This is a genomic window from Pseudomonas putida (assembly GCA_041879295.1).
Lineage (GTDB): Bacteria > Pseudomonadota > Gammaproteobacteria > Pseudomonadales > Pseudomonadaceae > Aquipseudomonas > Aquipseudomonas putida_Y.
The window spans coordinates 2,343,133-2,358,050 of the sequence record CP047152.1; the positions used below are offsets into that span (position 1 = coordinate 2,343,133).

Annotated in this window: 14 protein-coding genes; 6 read left to right on the forward strand and 8 right to left on the reverse strand. The window is 61.3% G+C overall.

Features of this window, described 5'->3' with window-relative positions; all coding sequences use genetic code 11:
* Nucleotides 1-12 precede the first annotated feature (12 nt).
* The 3 genes from GST84_10560 to GST84_10570 form a co-directional block, all read right to left on the reverse strand.
* The gene (locus tag GST84_10560) at nt 13-609 is read right to left on the reverse strand and encodes an amino acid synthesis family protein (GenBank protein ID XGB12788.1); all 597 of its coding nucleotides are present in this window, start codon (nt 607-609) and stop codon (nt 13-15) included.
* A gap of 479 nt (nt 610-1,088) precedes the next feature.
* Nucleotides 1,089-2,129 (reverse strand): LLM class flavin-dependent oxidoreductase, encoded by a 1,041-nt coding sequence (locus tag GST84_10565; GenBank protein XGB12789.1) that lies wholly within the window; start codon nt 2,127-2,129, stop codon nt 1,089-1,091.
* Nucleotides 2,130-2,287: 158 nt separating this feature from the next.
* Nucleotides 2,288-2,773, reverse strand: a complete 486-nt coding sequence (locus GST84_10570; GenBank protein XGB12790.1) for a flavin reductase — start codon at nt 2,771-2,773, stop codon at nt 2,288-2,290.
* A gap of 316 nt (nt 2,774-3,089) precedes the next feature.
* Between GST84_10570 and GST84_10575 the strand changes: the two genes are divergently transcribed.
* Complete coding sequence (locus tag GST84_10575; protein ID XGB12791.1) at nt 3,090-4,496, forward strand: cytosine permease; 1,407 nt, start codon at nt 3,090-3,092, stop codon at nt 4,494-4,496.
* Between the two features lie 52 nt (nt 4,497-4,548).
* Here the strand turns inward: GST84_10575 and GST84_10580 are convergent, their stop codons facing one another.
* The 3 genes from GST84_10580 to argC all read right to left on the reverse strand — a co-directional run bounded on the left by GST84_10580 (nt 4,549) and on the right by argC (nt 8,158).
* On the reverse strand, nt 4,549-6,174 hold the full coding sequence (locus tag GST84_10580) for a HAMP domain-containing protein (protein ID XGB12792.1): 1,626 nt from the start codon (nt 6,172-6,174) through the stop codon (nt 4,549-4,551).
* A gap of 277 nt (nt 6,175-6,451) precedes the next feature.
* A complete protein-coding gene (locus GST84_10585) occupies nt 6,452-7,138 on the reverse strand; it encodes a GNAT family N-acetyltransferase (GenBank protein XGB12793.1) in 687 nt (228 codons plus the stop codon).
* A gap of 78 nt (nt 7,139-7,216) precedes the next feature.
* A complete protein-coding gene (gene argC, locus GST84_10590; GenBank protein XGB12794.1) occupies nt 7,217-8,158 on the reverse strand; it encodes an N-acetyl-gamma-glutamyl-phosphate reductase in 942 nt (313 codons plus the stop codon).
* Between the two features lie 156 nt (nt 8,159-8,314).
* On the opposite strand from argC, the gene GST84_10595 reads away from it, so the two are divergent.
* Nucleotides 8,315-9,193: a LysR family transcriptional regulator gene (locus GST84_10595; protein ID XGB12795.1), complete on the forward strand. Its 879-nt coding sequence runs from the start codon at nt 8,315-8,317 to the stop codon at nt 9,191-9,193.
* 63 nt (nt 9,194-9,256) lie between these two features.
* Here the strand turns inward: GST84_10595 and GST84_10600 are convergent, their stop codons facing one another.
* Nucleotides 9,257-9,907 (reverse strand): SH3 domain-containing protein, encoded by a 651-nt coding sequence (locus tag GST84_10600; protein ID XGB12796.1) that lies wholly within the window; start codon nt 9,905-9,907, stop codon nt 9,257-9,259.
* Between the two features lie 281 nt (nt 9,908-10,188).
* Between GST84_10600 and GST84_10605 the strand changes: the two genes are divergently transcribed.
* Together GST84_10605 and GST84_10610 are read left to right on the forward strand one after the other, a co-directional pair.
* Entirely contained in the window at nt 10,189-11,532 is a 1,344-nt protein-coding gene (locus GST84_10605) for an outer membrane porin, OprD family (GenBank protein ID XGB12797.1), read from the forward strand.
* Nucleotides 11,533-11,720: 188 nt separating this feature from the next.
* Nucleotides 11,721-12,200, forward strand: coding sequence for a VOC family protein (locus tag GST84_10610; protein ID XGB12798.1), 480 nt, complete (start codon nt 11,721-11,723; stop codon nt 12,198-12,200).
* A gap of 81 nt (nt 12,201-12,281) precedes the next feature.
* Here GST84_10610 and GST84_10615 read toward each other — a convergent pair whose 3' ends face one another.
* The gene (locus GST84_10615; GenBank protein XGB12799.1) at nt 12,282-14,027 is read right to left on the reverse strand and encodes a BCCT family transporter; all 1,746 of its coding nucleotides are present in this window, start codon (nt 14,025-14,027) and stop codon (nt 12,282-12,284) included.
* Between the two features lie 316 nt (nt 14,028-14,343).
* On the opposite strand from GST84_10615, the gene GST84_10620 reads away from it, so the two are divergent.
* Both GST84_10620 and GST84_10625 read left to right on the forward strand, forming a co-directional pair.
* Nucleotides 14,344-14,661, forward strand: coding sequence for a hypothetical protein (locus tag GST84_10620; GenBank protein ID XGB12800.1), 318 nt, complete (start codon nt 14,344-14,346; stop codon nt 14,659-14,661).
* Between the two features lie 8 nt (nt 14,662-14,669).
* Nucleotides 14,670-14,870: a DUF1289 domain-containing protein gene (locus GST84_10625; protein XGB12801.1), complete on the forward strand. Its 201-nt coding sequence runs from the start codon at nt 14,670-14,672 to the stop codon at nt 14,868-14,870.
* Nucleotides 14,871-14,918: the final 48 nt, after the last annotated feature.

Below are 14,918 nucleotides of genomic sequence, written 5' to 3' on the forward strand. Positions count from 1 at the left end.
TCTTGGTTGTTGTTATTGAGCGTTGGCTTTTTCGGCAGCCAGTTCTTCCAGGTCGATGTAACGGTTGCCGATGCGCGGGTGCAGGCGGCCGCCATCGGCTGCGCCCAGGACCACGACGATTTCATCGGCACGCGGGGCATCTTCGATCTGCATTTCCAGGGTGATGTAGTGCGAACGCAGGCCTTCGTCGTCCTTCTGCATCATCGGGATCTGGATCGAAGTGCCTGGGCCGCCGCGCTTGTTGGTGAAGCTCAGGTAGCTCTTGGCCTGTACTGCTTCGCGGTAGTGGTTGCCGAAGCGCAGGGTGTGGATTACGGCCGAGGCGTGCTCGATTTCGCCGTCGGCGCCGACTACGGCGGCCTTGCCGTAGGCCTCGATCTTGTCGGCGCCGCCAATGGCAGCAGTCAGGCGCTCGACCATCAGGGCACCCAGCTCCGAGCAGTTGGCGCGAATTTCCGGTTTCAGATCTTCAACGAAACCGCGACCGGCCCATGGATTCTTGATCACGACGGCCAGGCCGACCATGGTCACCGGCTTGTCGGTGGCCTTGCCGCCTTCGATGCGGGTCTCTTCGGAGTAGGTGACGATCTTGCGGATTTCGAAACTCATGGGTGGCTCCTGGTGAGGGTTATCAGCTCTTGTTGTCTGATGGTATACCATAATATTTGTTGTGCAAGAGGTGGCTGGAAATTTCTCTTGCGGGGGGACGAAAGGTGGGGCTGCCGGGTATGCCTTGAGGGTTGTGGTGTATTCGAAATCGAGCGCCGCCCGCGCGGCGCATCGCGAGCTGCGCTCGCTCCTACGTTTGTTTCGGGCCAGTCACGCCTGTGACAGGCGCGCGCGACTGCCTTGTTTGTACGACGCGATTTCGCGCGATGCGCCAAGGCGTTCGCGCGCAAATCCCACAGGCATGACTGGCCCGAAACAAACGTAGGAGCGAGCGCAGCTCGCGATGCGCCGCGCGGGCGGCGCTCGATCTCGACCACTCCGCAAGACTCAAGGCGTACACCCCAAAAAAAGCCCGCTCACGCAGGCCACGGAGGCCACGTGAGCGGGCTGTGCCCCGCAATGTTTCAGGCAATGGGAATTCAGGCGAACGCCGGCACCACTTCCTTGATGAACAGCTCCAGCGACTTTTTCTTCTCGGCGTGGGGCAGGCTGTTGTCGCACCAGAAGCTGAACTCGTCGACGCCCAGTTCCTGGTAGTACTTGATGCGTGCGATGATTTCTTCCGGGGTGCCGATCATGGTGTTCTTGCGGATGTTTTCCAGCTGGAACGCCGGCACTTCGGCGAATTTCGACTCCGGGCTCGGCTCCAGGAAGCCGTTCACCGGGGTGGTCTTGTTGCCGAACCAGGCATCGAACGTGCGGTAGAAGCGCGAGATGGCCTGGGCGCCAACTTTCCAGCCGTCCGGATCAGCCGGACTGTGCACATGGGTGTGGCGCAGCACCATCAGTTGTGGGCGCGGCACGTCCGGATTGTTGTCCAGGGCGGCCTGGAACTTGTTCTTCAGGTCCAGCACTTCTTCGTCCCCCTTCATCAGCGGGGTGACCATGACGTTGCAGCCGTTGGCCACGGCAAAGTTGTGCGAGTCCGGATCGCGGGCGGCGATCCACATAGGCGGCGTGGCGTTGAACGGCTTCGGTACGCTGGTGGAGGTCGGGAACTTGTAGACTTCGCCATCGTGGGCGTAGTCGCCTTCCCACAGCTTTCGCACGACGGGCACCATCTCGCGCAGCGCCTTGCCTCCATCGGTGGCGGGCATGCCACCTGCCATGCGGTCGAATTCGAACTGATAGGCGCCGCGGGCCAGGCCCACTTCCATACGACCGTTACTGATCACGTCGAGCAGTGCGCATTCGCCCGCAACGCGGATCGGGTTCCAGAACGGCGCGATGATGGTGCCGGCGCCCAGGCGGATCTTCTCGGTGCGTGCGGCCAGGTAGGCCAGCAGTGGCATCGGGCTTGGCGAAATGGTGTATTCCATGGCGTGGTGTTCGCCGATCCACACGGTGCTGAAACCGCCGTTCTCGGCCATCAGGGTCAGTTCGGTCAGGTCTTCGAACAGCTGGCGGTGGCTGACCTGTTCATCCCAACGTTCCATGTGCACGAACAACGAAAATTTCATGGGTTTTTCCTCAACGCTTGTTGTTACCCGTCAGTAAAGCGGGCTTCAGTGTGGGAGCGGGCTTGCCCGCGAAACAGAACACGCGGTGGGTGGCACCGGCTTCGCCGGTGTTCGCGGGCAAGCCCGCTCCCACAGGGGTCTGCGTCGAATTGCAGGCTTCAGGCAAAGGCCGGTAGGCTGGCCATTTTGCCGCGGCAGTACACCATGGGCCGTGGTGCTTCTGCCGGGACGATCAGGTTGTGCACCTTGCCAACCATGATGGCGTGGTCGCCACCTTCGTATTCACGCCACAGTTCACATTCGATCACTGCGGTTGCGCCGGCCAGGATCGGGTTGCCCAGTTCGCTCAGGCTCCACTCGATACCGCTGGCCTTGTCCTTGCCCTTCTTGGCGAACGCGTAGGCTTCTGCCTGCTGCTCACCCGAGAGCAGATGAATGGCAAAGCGCCTCTGTTTGATCAGTACCGGGTAGGAGTCGGAGGTGTAGTTGGGGCAGAACAGCACCAGTGGCGGGTCCATCGACAGGGAGGAGAAGGCGCTGGCGGTCAGGCCGACGACCGAGCCGTCGTCGTCCTGGGTGGTGATGACGGTAACGCCGGACGGGAAGGAGCCCAGAACGTTCTTGTAGACAGTTGCGTCGATCATCGGGAGTACCTCTGAAGGGCTGCGGTGGTCCGCGGTTTTTATCGTTGATGTGTCTGATGGTATACCGTAATACCTATTTTGCAAGCGGAATTTTCAACCCGTCTTTTTCACGATGGACGGCTCAAGGCCACGTATATCGTGGCCTTGAGCGATCAGGTAGTTTGCCGCCAGGGTTGCGCAAGCGGATCAGCGGGCGTTTTTTACTGCGGATCAGTGTTGTCAAAAGTTTGGAATACCATAATATGGTCTGCAGCTGAGAGGCCGCCTAGATGCGGTTTCCTTACAAAGATAAAAACGACCTTTCGAGCTGAAAACCATGTCCCAACCGTCGTCGCAGCACCAGTTTGTCGAGAATCACACGGTCGATTACGTTCCACCTGCCGAGCGCCATGGGAAGGCGCGCGACCTGTTCACCCTCTGGTTCAGTACCAACATTGCACCACTGCCCATCGTCACCGGTGCCATGGTGGTCCAGGTGTTCCACCTGAACCTGTTGTGGGGGTTGATAGCCATTGTCCTGGGCCATCTGGTCGGGGGCGTGGTCATCGCCCTGGCCTCTGCGCAGGGGCCGCAGTTGGGCATTCCACAAATGGTGCAAAGCCGTGGCCAGTTCGGCCGTTACGGCGCCTTGCTGATCGTGTTCTTTACCGCGCTGATCTATGTCGGCTTCTTTATTTCCAACATTGTTCTGGCAGGCAAGACCATCCACGGTATCGCCCCGAGTGTGCCGATGCCCGGCGCGATCGTGATAGGTGCCCTGAGCGCTACTGCCATCGGCGTGATCGGCTATCGTTTCATCCACATTCTCAACCGCATCGGCACCTGGGTGATGGGTTCGGCTTTGCTGGCCGGTTTCATCATGATGTTCATCCAGGAATTGCCGGCAGACTTCTTCAGCCGCGGCGCGTTCAACCTGTCGGGCTTTATCGCCACCGTGTCGCTGGGCACCATCTGGCAGATCAGCTTCTCGCCGTACACGTCAGACTATTCGCGTTATCTGCCGCGTGAAGTGGGCATTGCCAAACCGTTTTGGGCGACCTACCTGGGCGCCACCCTGGGTACCATCCTGTGCTTCAGCTTTGGTGCAGTGGCAGTTTTGTGTGTCCCGCAAGGCACTGACGCAATGGACGCGGTGAAGCAGGCTACCGGCTGGCTGGGCCCGATCCTGATGGTGCTGTTCCTGCTTAACATCATCAGCCACAACGCCCTCAACCTGTATGGCGCGGTGCTGTCGATCGTGACCGCAATCCAGACCTTCGTGGCCGAGTGGACGCCGAGCGTCAAGGTACGGGTGATCCTGGCCTCGGTCATTCTGGTGGGCTGCGGGATGGTGGCACTGAATGCCTCGGCGGACTTCATCGGCCAGTTCATCGGCCTGATCCTGGCGCTGCTGCTGGTGCTGGTGCCGTGGGCTTCGATCAACCTGATCGACTTCTATCTGATCAAGAAGGGCCAGTACGACATCGCCTCGATCTTCAGTGCTGACGGCGGCATCTATGGCCGCTTCAACCACCACGCGATCATTGCCTATGCCTGCGGCATCCTGGTGCAGTTGCCCTTTGCCAACACGTCGCTGTATGTGGGGCCGTATTCCAATATTGTGGAAGGGGCCGATTTGTCGTGGCTGTTCGGCTTGCTGGTGACGGTGCCGCTGTATTACTGCCTGGCGACGCGCGGCAAGGCTGCCGAGAAGGCGGGGCGAGTTGTGAGTGTCAACGACTGATAGATTGTCGTTGCTGTAACAGGGGCTGCTTTGCAGCCCCTGTCATTTCCGATCAGACCTTGAACTGCGCCACCATCCCGTTCAAGTCCACTGCCAGCCGCGACAAGTCTTGCGCTGCCGCACTGGTCTGATTGGCACCCGCCGACGTCTGCATCGCCAGATCACGAATGTTGACCAGATTACGGTCCACCTCCCGTGCCACCTGTGCCTGCTCCTCAGAAGCACTGGCAATTACCAGGTTACGCTGGTTGATGGAGGCGATCGCCTCGGCAATCACCTCCAACGCCAGCCCTGCGCCTTGTGCCACTTCCAGCGTACCGCTGGCACGCCCCTGGCTGCTGTGCATTGCCGTTACCGCACGCTCGGTACCGTTCTGAATACCAGCAATCATCTGCTCGATCTCCGCCGTTGATTGCTGTGTACGGTGGGCGAGGGCGCGGACCTCGTCGGCCACCACGGCAAATCCACGGCCCGCTTCGCCGGCGCGGGCAGCCTCGATCGCGGCATTCAGTGCCAGCAGGTTGGTTTGCCCGGCAATCGCGCCAATCACGTCCAGAACCCGGCTGATCTCGTTGGCATTGCTGGCCAGTTGTTCGATCTCGCCCGAGGTGTCGCTCACGTCAGCCACCAGATGCTGGATGGATGCCAGTGCCTGGTTGACCCGGTCGCGGCCATCGCGGGTGGTCTGGTCGGCGCCTTTCGAGGCGTCGGCGGTGCTGACCGCATTGTTTGCCACTTCCTCGACCGCTGCGGTCATCTGGTTGACGGCCGTGGCCGCCTGGTCGATTTCCGCGCTTTGCTGGTGTAGGCCACGGCTGGTGTCTTCGGTGACGGTGTGCAGTTCTTCCGAGGCTGAGGCCAGCTGGTCGGACGAAGCGGCGATCTTGCGAATGGTATCGCGCAGGCTGCTTTGCATGCGGCTCAGAGCGCGGAGCAGCAGGGCTGGCTCATCGCGGCCGACAATCCGGATTTCCTGGGTGAGGTCGCCGAGCGCGACCCGTTCCGCGACGGCCACGGCATCGGCCAGGGGCGCCACAATGCTGCGCGTAAGCACGATAGCAATAGCGGCTAGAGCAAGCATGATCACAAGCAATGAAGAGATGATGGCCGTGAACGCTTCGTCTGCTACGTCACTGCTGCGCTGCGAGGCATCTTCGGCACCTTTGCTGTTGTAGTCGATCAGCGCCACCAAAGCCTTCATCATGCTGTCGGCACGCTGGGTGAGCGGGCCGCTGATCTGCTGCTTGGCCTCGTCCATACGCCCTGCGGCAATGTTCTGCAGCACTTTCACCTGCAGTTCGAGGTACTGCTGGTGCGCGTCATTGAATGTGTTGAACAGAGCAGGGTCGTCGGTAGCGATGAGGGTGTCAGCATAGTCCTTCAGGCCACCCTGGAGTTCGGCGTTGATGCCTTCGAGCATCTGCAGGTTGCGTGTGCGCTCGGTGGGGTTATCGTCCAGCGCGGCGCGCAGGGTGATGGCTCTGGCGCGACCGAGGTTGCTGCTGATCTCGCCCAGCGCTACCACGGAGGGCATCCAGGTGAGCCGGATCTCGTCAGTGGCCTTGTCCATCTGGCGGGTTTCGTAAAGTGCGATAAGGCCCATGACCAGGACCAGGGTACCCAACAGGGCGAATACGCTGGCAGCGCGAATGCCGATTTTCAAATTCCGTAATTGCATGGAAAGCTCCTTGCCGGTGGCGTGCAGGCGTCAGGAGCTGGCCGGAAAGCCGGGCCGCCGAGGTGGCGCCAGGCTCTTGATGCGCTGCGGATTAGTAGATTTGCCTCACCCTCTTGCATGTTTTTTGTTTGAATGATGCCATATGGCCATCATTATTGAACAGTCACTCAATGTAACAAGGTAATTGACAAAGCTGTCATTGTCTGAGGCTTTTCCAAGTGTTCGCGCCGAGTCATTGCAATCAGCGGGCCTTGATACCCGCGAACAGGCCCTTGAATCAATGCACGGTCTTGCGCTGACGCACACATTCCCGGGCTTGAGCGGCAAGTTCATCCAGCCGCTCATCGCGCATCTGCTCCGCTTCGATCATCGCATCCTCACCCTGCTGGTTGAGCAGATAGGTGTGAATCTGCAGCACTTCAGCCGTCTGATAGATCGGCGCAATGTCCAGGCGCCCGATCAGCGCACCACTGGCCTGGCCGGTACTACTCATCAGCACTTGCGGTCCATTGGCGGCCACCACTTGCATGCCCATCGCTTCGAACCACGGCACCTGTTTGGCAAAGGCGTTCAGCTCCACACAGGCATGGCGCGCCTGCAGGTCGCCCAGCAGGGCACGGGCGATGCCCTGGCGGCGATGGCTGGCAGAAACGGCCAGAAAGGCCAATGCACAGGCCTGCCCATCGTCCTGGGCTGGCAGCGAAAGAGCAAAACCCAGCAACTGGTCAGGTGCTTCGGCATCCAGCGCCAGGGTAAGCGCCACGGCCAGGCCACGGGTGCCATCCAGTGCTTGCAGGTACTGGTGGACTTCCATGCCGACGCCGTACTGGTACAACGGGTACAGCGGGTTGTCGACGGCGATGGCGACACTGCTCAATTCGCCAACATTGTGAATGACCAGCTCGCGGATCTGGTTCTGGAAAGATTCGGGCGGCACGCTGTCGAGGCGGCTCAGGATGAACATCTGGGGGGGCTCCGGCGGATGAGAATACAACCCGCGCGGTGCTGGCGCGGGTTGTACAGTCTAACCGGTTTTGCCGTATCAGCCGTGTGCCTGTAAGGCACCGAGCATCAGGTCGAGGTTTTGCACGGCAGCACCAGAGGCACCTTTGCCCAGGTTGTCGAACACTGCGGTGAGCAGCACCTGGCCATGCTCGGGGTTGGCGTACAGCGCCAGGCGCAGGTCATTGCTGTCATTCAATGCCTCGGGATCGAGGTTTGCCGCAGCGCCGCACTGATGCAGGGGCATCACCTGGACATGGCGGGCACCCTGGTAATGCTGTTCCAGGCAGGCTTGCAGTTGCTCGGCGCTGATGTGTCCAGGCAGCAGGCGAAGTTGCAGGGGAATGCTCAGTACGATGCCTTGGCGGTAGGCGCCATAGCCGGGCATGAACATCGGCCGCGCCGACAACCCCGCATGCTGCTGGATCTCCGGTACGTGCTTGTGCGCCAGCTCCAGGCCATACAGCTGTAGGGCAGGGGCTTTGGCGGCGCCGGGCTGTTCATGCCGCTCAACCGCCGCGCGACCGCCACCGGAGTAGCCAGAGACGGCGTGGATGCTCAACGGATAGTCAGCAGGCAGCAAACCGGCCTTGACCAGCGGGTGCAGCAGCGCGATGGCACCGGTGGGATAGCACCCGGGGTTGCTGACACGCTTGCTTTGCGCGATACGCTCGGCTTGCTGTTCGTCCAGCTCCGGCAGGCCGTACACCCAGCCAGGTGTGGTGCGGTGCGCAGAGCTGGCGTCGATCACTCGCACTTGCGGGTTGTGGATTGCGGCCACGGCCTCGCGGGCGGCGTCGTCGGGCAGGCACAGCAGGGCGATATCGGCGCTGTTGATCGCTTCGCAGCGGCGTTGCGGGTCCTTGCGCTCGGCCTCGGGGAGGGTCAACAGGCGAAGATCGGTACGGCCCTTTAGGCGGGCATGGATCTGCAGGCCTGTGGTGCCTTGGTCGCCGTCGATGAAAACAACAGGGGTATGCATGGTCGGGGTCCGGTTGGGGAAAGATGGCCTATGCTCGCCCGTAGCTTTGGTAATGAAAATTTGAATATGATGATCAATATATTCAGGTTCTCTGAATGACTTTTTGAAAAGCGTAGTGAACCTGTGGGTTTACCCGCGAAAGGACCGGCTCTGACAATGCGCGAAATCAGCCTCGACCGCCTCCGCACATTGGTGGTCATCAGCGACCTGGGCTCTTTTGCAGAGGCCGCCCGCCGGCTTAACCTGGCGCCGCCCACCATCAGCTTGCATGTGGCTGAGCTGGAGGCGCGAATCGGCGCCCCATTGCTCACCCGCACCCGCGGCCAGGTGCGGCCCACCGTCATCGGTGAAACACTGCTGGGGCGTGCCCGGCGCCTGCTGGCGGACGCTGACCTGGCGCTGGACGAAGTACGCCGGCAGGTCGAAGGGTTGACCGGGCGTGTGCGCCTGGGCGCCTCCACCGGTGCCATTGCCCATTTGCTGCCGCAGGCATTGGCGCGCCTGCGTGTGGAGCACCCTGGGATCGATGTGCAGGTCCAGGTGCTGACCTCCCAGGCGTCGCTCGCGCGCTTGCGTGAGGGCACACTGGATATCGGCCTTGTAGCCTTGCCGCAGGTGGCCGGTAAAGGATTGACGGTCACCCCTTGGCGGCGCGACCCGATTATGGCGTATGTGCCGGCCGACTGGCAGCCACCGGCCAGGATCACTCCGGAGTGGCTGGCGCAACGGGCGTTGATTCTCAACGACAGCACCACCCAGCTGTCGCGGGTTACCGGGGAGTGGTTTGCAGCGGCGGGGTTGTACCCCGAGCCGCGGATCGAGCTGAATTACAACGATGCGATCAAGAGCCTGGTCGGCGCCGGGTATGGGGCGACATTATTGCCGCAGGAGGGGGAGGCGGCCGAGTTGGACCGGCGCATTGCTCGTCGACCGCTGCGGCCGGGGTTGTGGCGGCAGTTGGGGATTGCTTGTCGGGAAGGGCAGGTGGAGCGCGCCACGGGGTATGTGCTGGAGGCACTGGAACGGTTGTTGTAGGGACGACTCCACTATTCCGCTATAGCAAGGCCTGCACGTTCCAGTTCCAGCGCCTTGCCGAGCTCAGAACCAGCGATCGTTCTTCTTGCGCCCACGGGTCAGTGCCGGCAGGATCAGCCCCGCCAGCAAGCCTGCACCGGCGATGCTGCCGCCATACACCATGTAACGCATCATCACCTGCTTGTTCTCATCTCCCAGGCGGGCCTGGGTATCGCGCAGGTCCGACTGGCTCTGATCGAGCTGCTCGTTCAGTGCCTTGTTGCGCGCCTCCAGCTCGTCAATCAACTGCTTGCGCGAATCAAGTGTTTCCTGCATCCCTTGCACGCGGTTCTTCCAGTTGTCGTCGATGGTCTTCAACTGCCCGGTCAGTTCGGCAACCTGGGCATCGAGCAATGGCAGGCGTTCGTTCTGCCCGGGTACCGTCTGTAGGTCGTTGCTGAGGATCCACACCACATCTCCGTTCTGCCCACGCACCTGGCTGTAATTGCCCTGGCTGCCGAGCAGGGTCAGCTTCTGCCCGGACTTGAGCGTGCCGACAATGCGGTGCCCGTCGGTCGGGCCGCTGCGCACGTAGGTGCTCAGGCTGTCGCTGACCCAGCGTGCGTCGCTGGCAGGCTCTTCGGCGTGCGCGGGGGCGGCGATACCCACCAGGGCGGCAATCAGGCCGATGCGCAGGGCAGGGAGGGCGGAAGCATTTGGGCGGGAATCGGGCATGTTGGGTCTTCGCTGAATTCGCTGGAACAGGACAAAAAGTAGGCCACGGTGGCTGGGCCGATGAACCGGTCGGTGAGTTGACCGTCAGCGAAAGACCGTTTTTTTGTCAGCAGGTTCACTGCCTGGCGTCGGAAATATCTGCAGAATGTTGCAGTACTCCACTCAGAGCGCTGCGTTGTCGATGACGCAATTGTAATACGCCGATCACCTTGGCGTTATCTGCCGGCCGTCAATCTCGGCCCGCCGACATAACAACAAATGCGACGTTCAAGGAGCATCGGATGACGTGCAGATCACCCCTGACATTGGCTGCTTGCCTGGCGTTGGCCAGCGTTGGCAGCCAGGTTGTTGCCGCAGAAGAAAGCGCGGACGGATTCGTGGCGGGCAGTACCCTCAGCGTGCTTAATCGCAACTTCTATTTCAACCGCGATAACCGCGATTCTGCGGCCCCAACACACAGCCCGAGCAAACAGCCTGACAGCGGCTACTCCGAAGCCTGGGGGCACGCCGTGATTACCCGATTTGAGTCGGGCTTCACCCAGGGCACCGTAGGTGTTGGCCTGGACGCGTTTGCCATGCTTGGCCTTAAGCTCGACACTGGCGGCGGCCGCAACGGCGGGCGCAGTTCTTTCGACGTATTGCCGGTTGACCGCGACGGCCAGGCACGTGACGAATACACCAAGGTGGGGGGCGCGGCCAAGGTGCGACTGTTCGACACGGTACTGAAGGTGGGCGATGTGTTCCCGGCCAACCCGGTGGTGGCTGCTGGCGATTCGCGGCTGCTGCCGGAGAGCTTTCGTGGGGTGACCCTGGAGAACACCAGCATCAAGGGCCTTGCCCTGCAAGCCGGGCGTCTGCATGCCATGAGCCAACCGATGTCCAGCGACCTGCGGGAGAACTTCGTGACGTTCTATGGCGGCCCGGTCGATTCGCCGTGGATCGCCTATGGCGGGGGGGACTACACGCTCAATGAGCATGTTGGCGTCAGCCTGTTCAGTAGCCGGCTCAAGGACGTGTGGAACCAGTACTACGTCGGCACCAGCCTGAGCTGGCCGTTGAGCGAGAAGCTGGCCCTGATTGGTGGTTTCAACTATTACAAGGCTGTTGATGAAGGGCAGCAGCGCCTGGGCGCCTTTGACAACGATATCTGGAGCGCCAAGCTGGGTGTGCGCTTTGGTGCTCACACCCTGGCCCTGACTCACCAGCGCAACAACGGCGACGACGACTTCGACTACCTGCGTCAGTCCGACTCGATCTTCCTCGACAACTCCATCCAGTACAGCGACTTCAACGCGCCCAAGGAGCGTTCATGGATGCTGCGCTATGACCTGAACATGGCCACCTACGGCGTACCTGGGCTGTCGTTCATGACACGTTACGGCAAGGGTACCGACGCCGATTACTCCAATGCCAACGCCACTTACATGCGCCGCGACGTCGCGGGCAACCCGCTGACCGACCAGAAACGCTGGGAACGTGACATCGAGGTCAAATATGTGGTGCAGACTGGCGCGGCCAAGGACCTGTCGTTGCGGGTTCGCCAGGCCACCACCCGGGCCACGGCGTTCGAGTCGGACCTGGACGAAGTGCGGCTGATCGTGGAGTACCCGTTGTCGATTCTGTGATTCCACTTCGGCAACCTCGTTGCTCCTTTGGTCTGGGTGGATTTTTTGGCGCTCCGCTTGGGGCGCCTTTTTTTGAATCGGCGTCGTCGCGGTTAAACCATGCATTGGCATCAGTTGGTCAGGCGTTACCGGTACGCCGGGGCTATGGGGCTAGACTCAAGGCTCACCTTCGATCTTGGAGCAAGACCATGACCGCCAAGAACACCATCTGCCTGTGGTATGACCACGAAGCTGAAGAGGCGGCGAACTTCTATGCCCGAACGTTCCCCGATAGCCGGGTGGTCGCTGTGCACCAGGCACCCGCCGATTACCCTTCAGGCAAGCAGGGCGATGTGATCACCGTGGACTTCACGGTAATGGGCATTCCTTGCGTGGGACTCAATGGTGGGGCGGCCTTCAAGCACTGTGAGGCATTTTCATTTCAGGTCAGTACCGCGGACCAGGCAGAGACCGACCGCTTGTGGGATGCCATTATCGGCAACGGCGGCGAGGCCAGCGTTTGCGGCTGGTGCAAGGACAAATGGGGGATTTCGTGGCAGATCACTCCACGCATCCTCATCGAAGCCATCAGCCACCCCGACCGAGCGGCGGCCAAACGTGCGTTCGAGGCCATGATGCAGATGGGCAAGATCGATGTGGCCAAGATAGAGGCGGCGTTGAAAGGTTGAAGCAGACCTGTGTTTTCAGCAGCAGCGGCCTCGTGCTGTGATCGGGCTGCGTGGCAGCCCGTGGTTTTCTGATTGAAGCAATCAGTTGCTGGTTACTTCGGCCTCTGCCGCTGTCTTGGTCGATGCCTTCTTCTCCTGCACTACAATGTAGAACTCCTCTCCATGCTTCACCGCCCCATACAGCACGGCCTTTTCGATCAGCTCGTTACCGCGCAGGTGGCGCAGCATCATCGGGTCCTTGCGCAGGTCGCGGTACAGCGCCAGGCATAGCAGTACCATCACCACCACGAATGGCAAGGCCACGACGATGGTCAGGTTCTGCAGCCCGGTCAGCGCCTCGCCAGGATTACGTGGGTCGCCGATCGCCAGCATGATCGCCGCCACCGTACCGGTCAGCGTGCCCCAGAAAATCACTGTGCGCCGCGATGGCGCGGTGGTGCCGTGCTCCGACAGCGTGCCCATCACCAGCGAGGCTGCGTCGGCACCAGAAACGAAAAAGATGCCCACCAGGATCATCACCAGCACCGAGGTTGCCGAGGCCAGCGGGTAGCTGTCCAGCAACTGGTACAGCGCGTGGTTACTGTTGACCGCACCGTTGGCCAGCTGGAAGGCGCCCTCGCGCACGGCCTCGATGGCGGCGCCACCGAAGATGGTGAACCACACCAGGCTGACCAGGCTTGGCACCAGCAGCACCCCGGTCACGAACTGGCGAATGGTGCGGCCGCGGCTGATACGGGCGATGAACATGCCCACGAAAGGCGTCCAGGAGATCCACCAGGCCCAGTAGAACACGGTCCAGCCGGCCAGCCAGCTGTTCATCTGCTCGCCGCCGCTGGCGTTGGTGCGGGCCATCATCTCCGGCAGCATCTTGATGTAGATGCCGAGCGAGGTCGGCAACAGATTGAGCATCAGCAGCGTCGGCCCGACCAGGAACACGAACACTGCCAGCACCAGTGCCAGTACCATGTTGGTGTTGGACAGCCACTGGATACCCTTGCCGATGCCCGACACCGCCGAGGTGACGAAGGCAATGGTCAGCAGGGTGATGATCGAGATGTAGAACAGTTTACCAGGGCTTTCGATCCAGCCGTTGTATTCCAGGCCGCCGGCAATCTGCAACGCGCCAAGGCCTAGCGAGGCGGCCGAGCCGAACAGTGTGGCGAAGATCGCCATCATGTCGATCAGGCGGCCGAGAGGGCCGTTTGCGTGCTTGCCGATCAGCGGCCGAAAGGCAGCAGAAATCAGCTGCGAGCGGCCACGGCGGAAGGTGCCGTAGGCGATTACCAGGCCAACGATGGCGTACATGGCCCAAGGGTGCAGGGTCCAGTGGAACAGGGTGGTGGCCATTGCCACCTGCATCGCCTCGCTGGTCTGCCCGCTGGCCGAGCCGGGCGGCGGCGATATGTAGTGCGACAGCGGCTCGGCCACGCCGAAGAACATCAGGCCGATCCCCATACCGGCGCTGAACATCATCGCTACCCAGGACACCGTGCGGAATTCTGGCTGTTCGCCATCGCGGCCCAGCGGCACCCGCCCGTAACGGCTTGCGGCCAGCCACAGCACGAACACCACGAAGAGGGAGGAGGTGAGCACGAAGAACCAGCCGAAATTGAGAATGACCCAGGATTGCGCGCTGGAGGCGCTGCTGGCCAGGCTGGCCTGGTTGAGGAAGCCCCAGAGCACGAACGCGATGGCCAGGAGGCTGGTGAAACCGAAGACGATCCAGTCAAGCTTGCCCTCGAAATGCCGGTCCTGGCGGGCTTCTGCGGTTTTCGAGGGGTCTGTGACGCCAAGATCGAGTGTTTCGGGGATGTGTTCCTTTGCCATGAATGATGAGGCCCCGTTGTGTCTTGCCTGAACGCGCAGGCTTGTTGTTGTGTGGGCTGCCGAGCGCGATGACGACCTCGGCGGGGTGGATTGCCGGCGGGATTATCCTGTGCAGCAAACAGCGGCTCATGTCCCCATAACGTCGTGGGGCGTCCATTACGCGACTTGGCAAATACTTTTAGTTCTGGGGGCAGTGGCCCTTTCTGCTTCGGCTTCTGGTACCCTGATGGCCATAACCCGGGCCCACACATACGAGCATCGTAGAAGTGCTGCTGCTTGCGGGCCTGGCCGCACCAGGAAACGGAGATTCGTCATAATGGCCACTGACCGTGTGAGCCTGATTCATTTCGATAAATTGAGCATGAGCCCTGCCGCTGCCGATCGGTTCCAGAAAGCCCTCGACGCGCTGGAAGCGCTCAAGCTGCAGGACCGTTACGTGTACCTCATCGCTCCCTATCTGGGTGATATCGCTGACGCCTCCGACGCTGATCAACTGGCCACAGCCCTGGAGCAGGGCTTGCGCGTGGTCGATGAGTTGCTGGCAGCCAGGTCGGTAACCAAGGTCAAGGCCGAGGAAGTGCGCCAGGTGTTCCACAGTGCTGGCGAACATGCGCGGGCAGAACTGCCTGGCTGAGTAGTGGCATGGCCAAAGACATCGACAACCCCTGCGTCTCGTTATGCCAGCTCAGCAGCGAGCTGTGCGTGAGCTGTGGCCGTACCCGTGACGAAATCCGCAAATGGCGGGGCATGAAGCGCCCCGAGAAGATGGCCACTGTGCAGCGGGCGGCGACGCGAATGAAGGCTATCGTCAAGAAGGCGGCAAAGCGGCAGAATACAGACTGAACCTGCGCTCAATAGACGCAGCCTCACCTGATTGTCTGACGAGCCTGA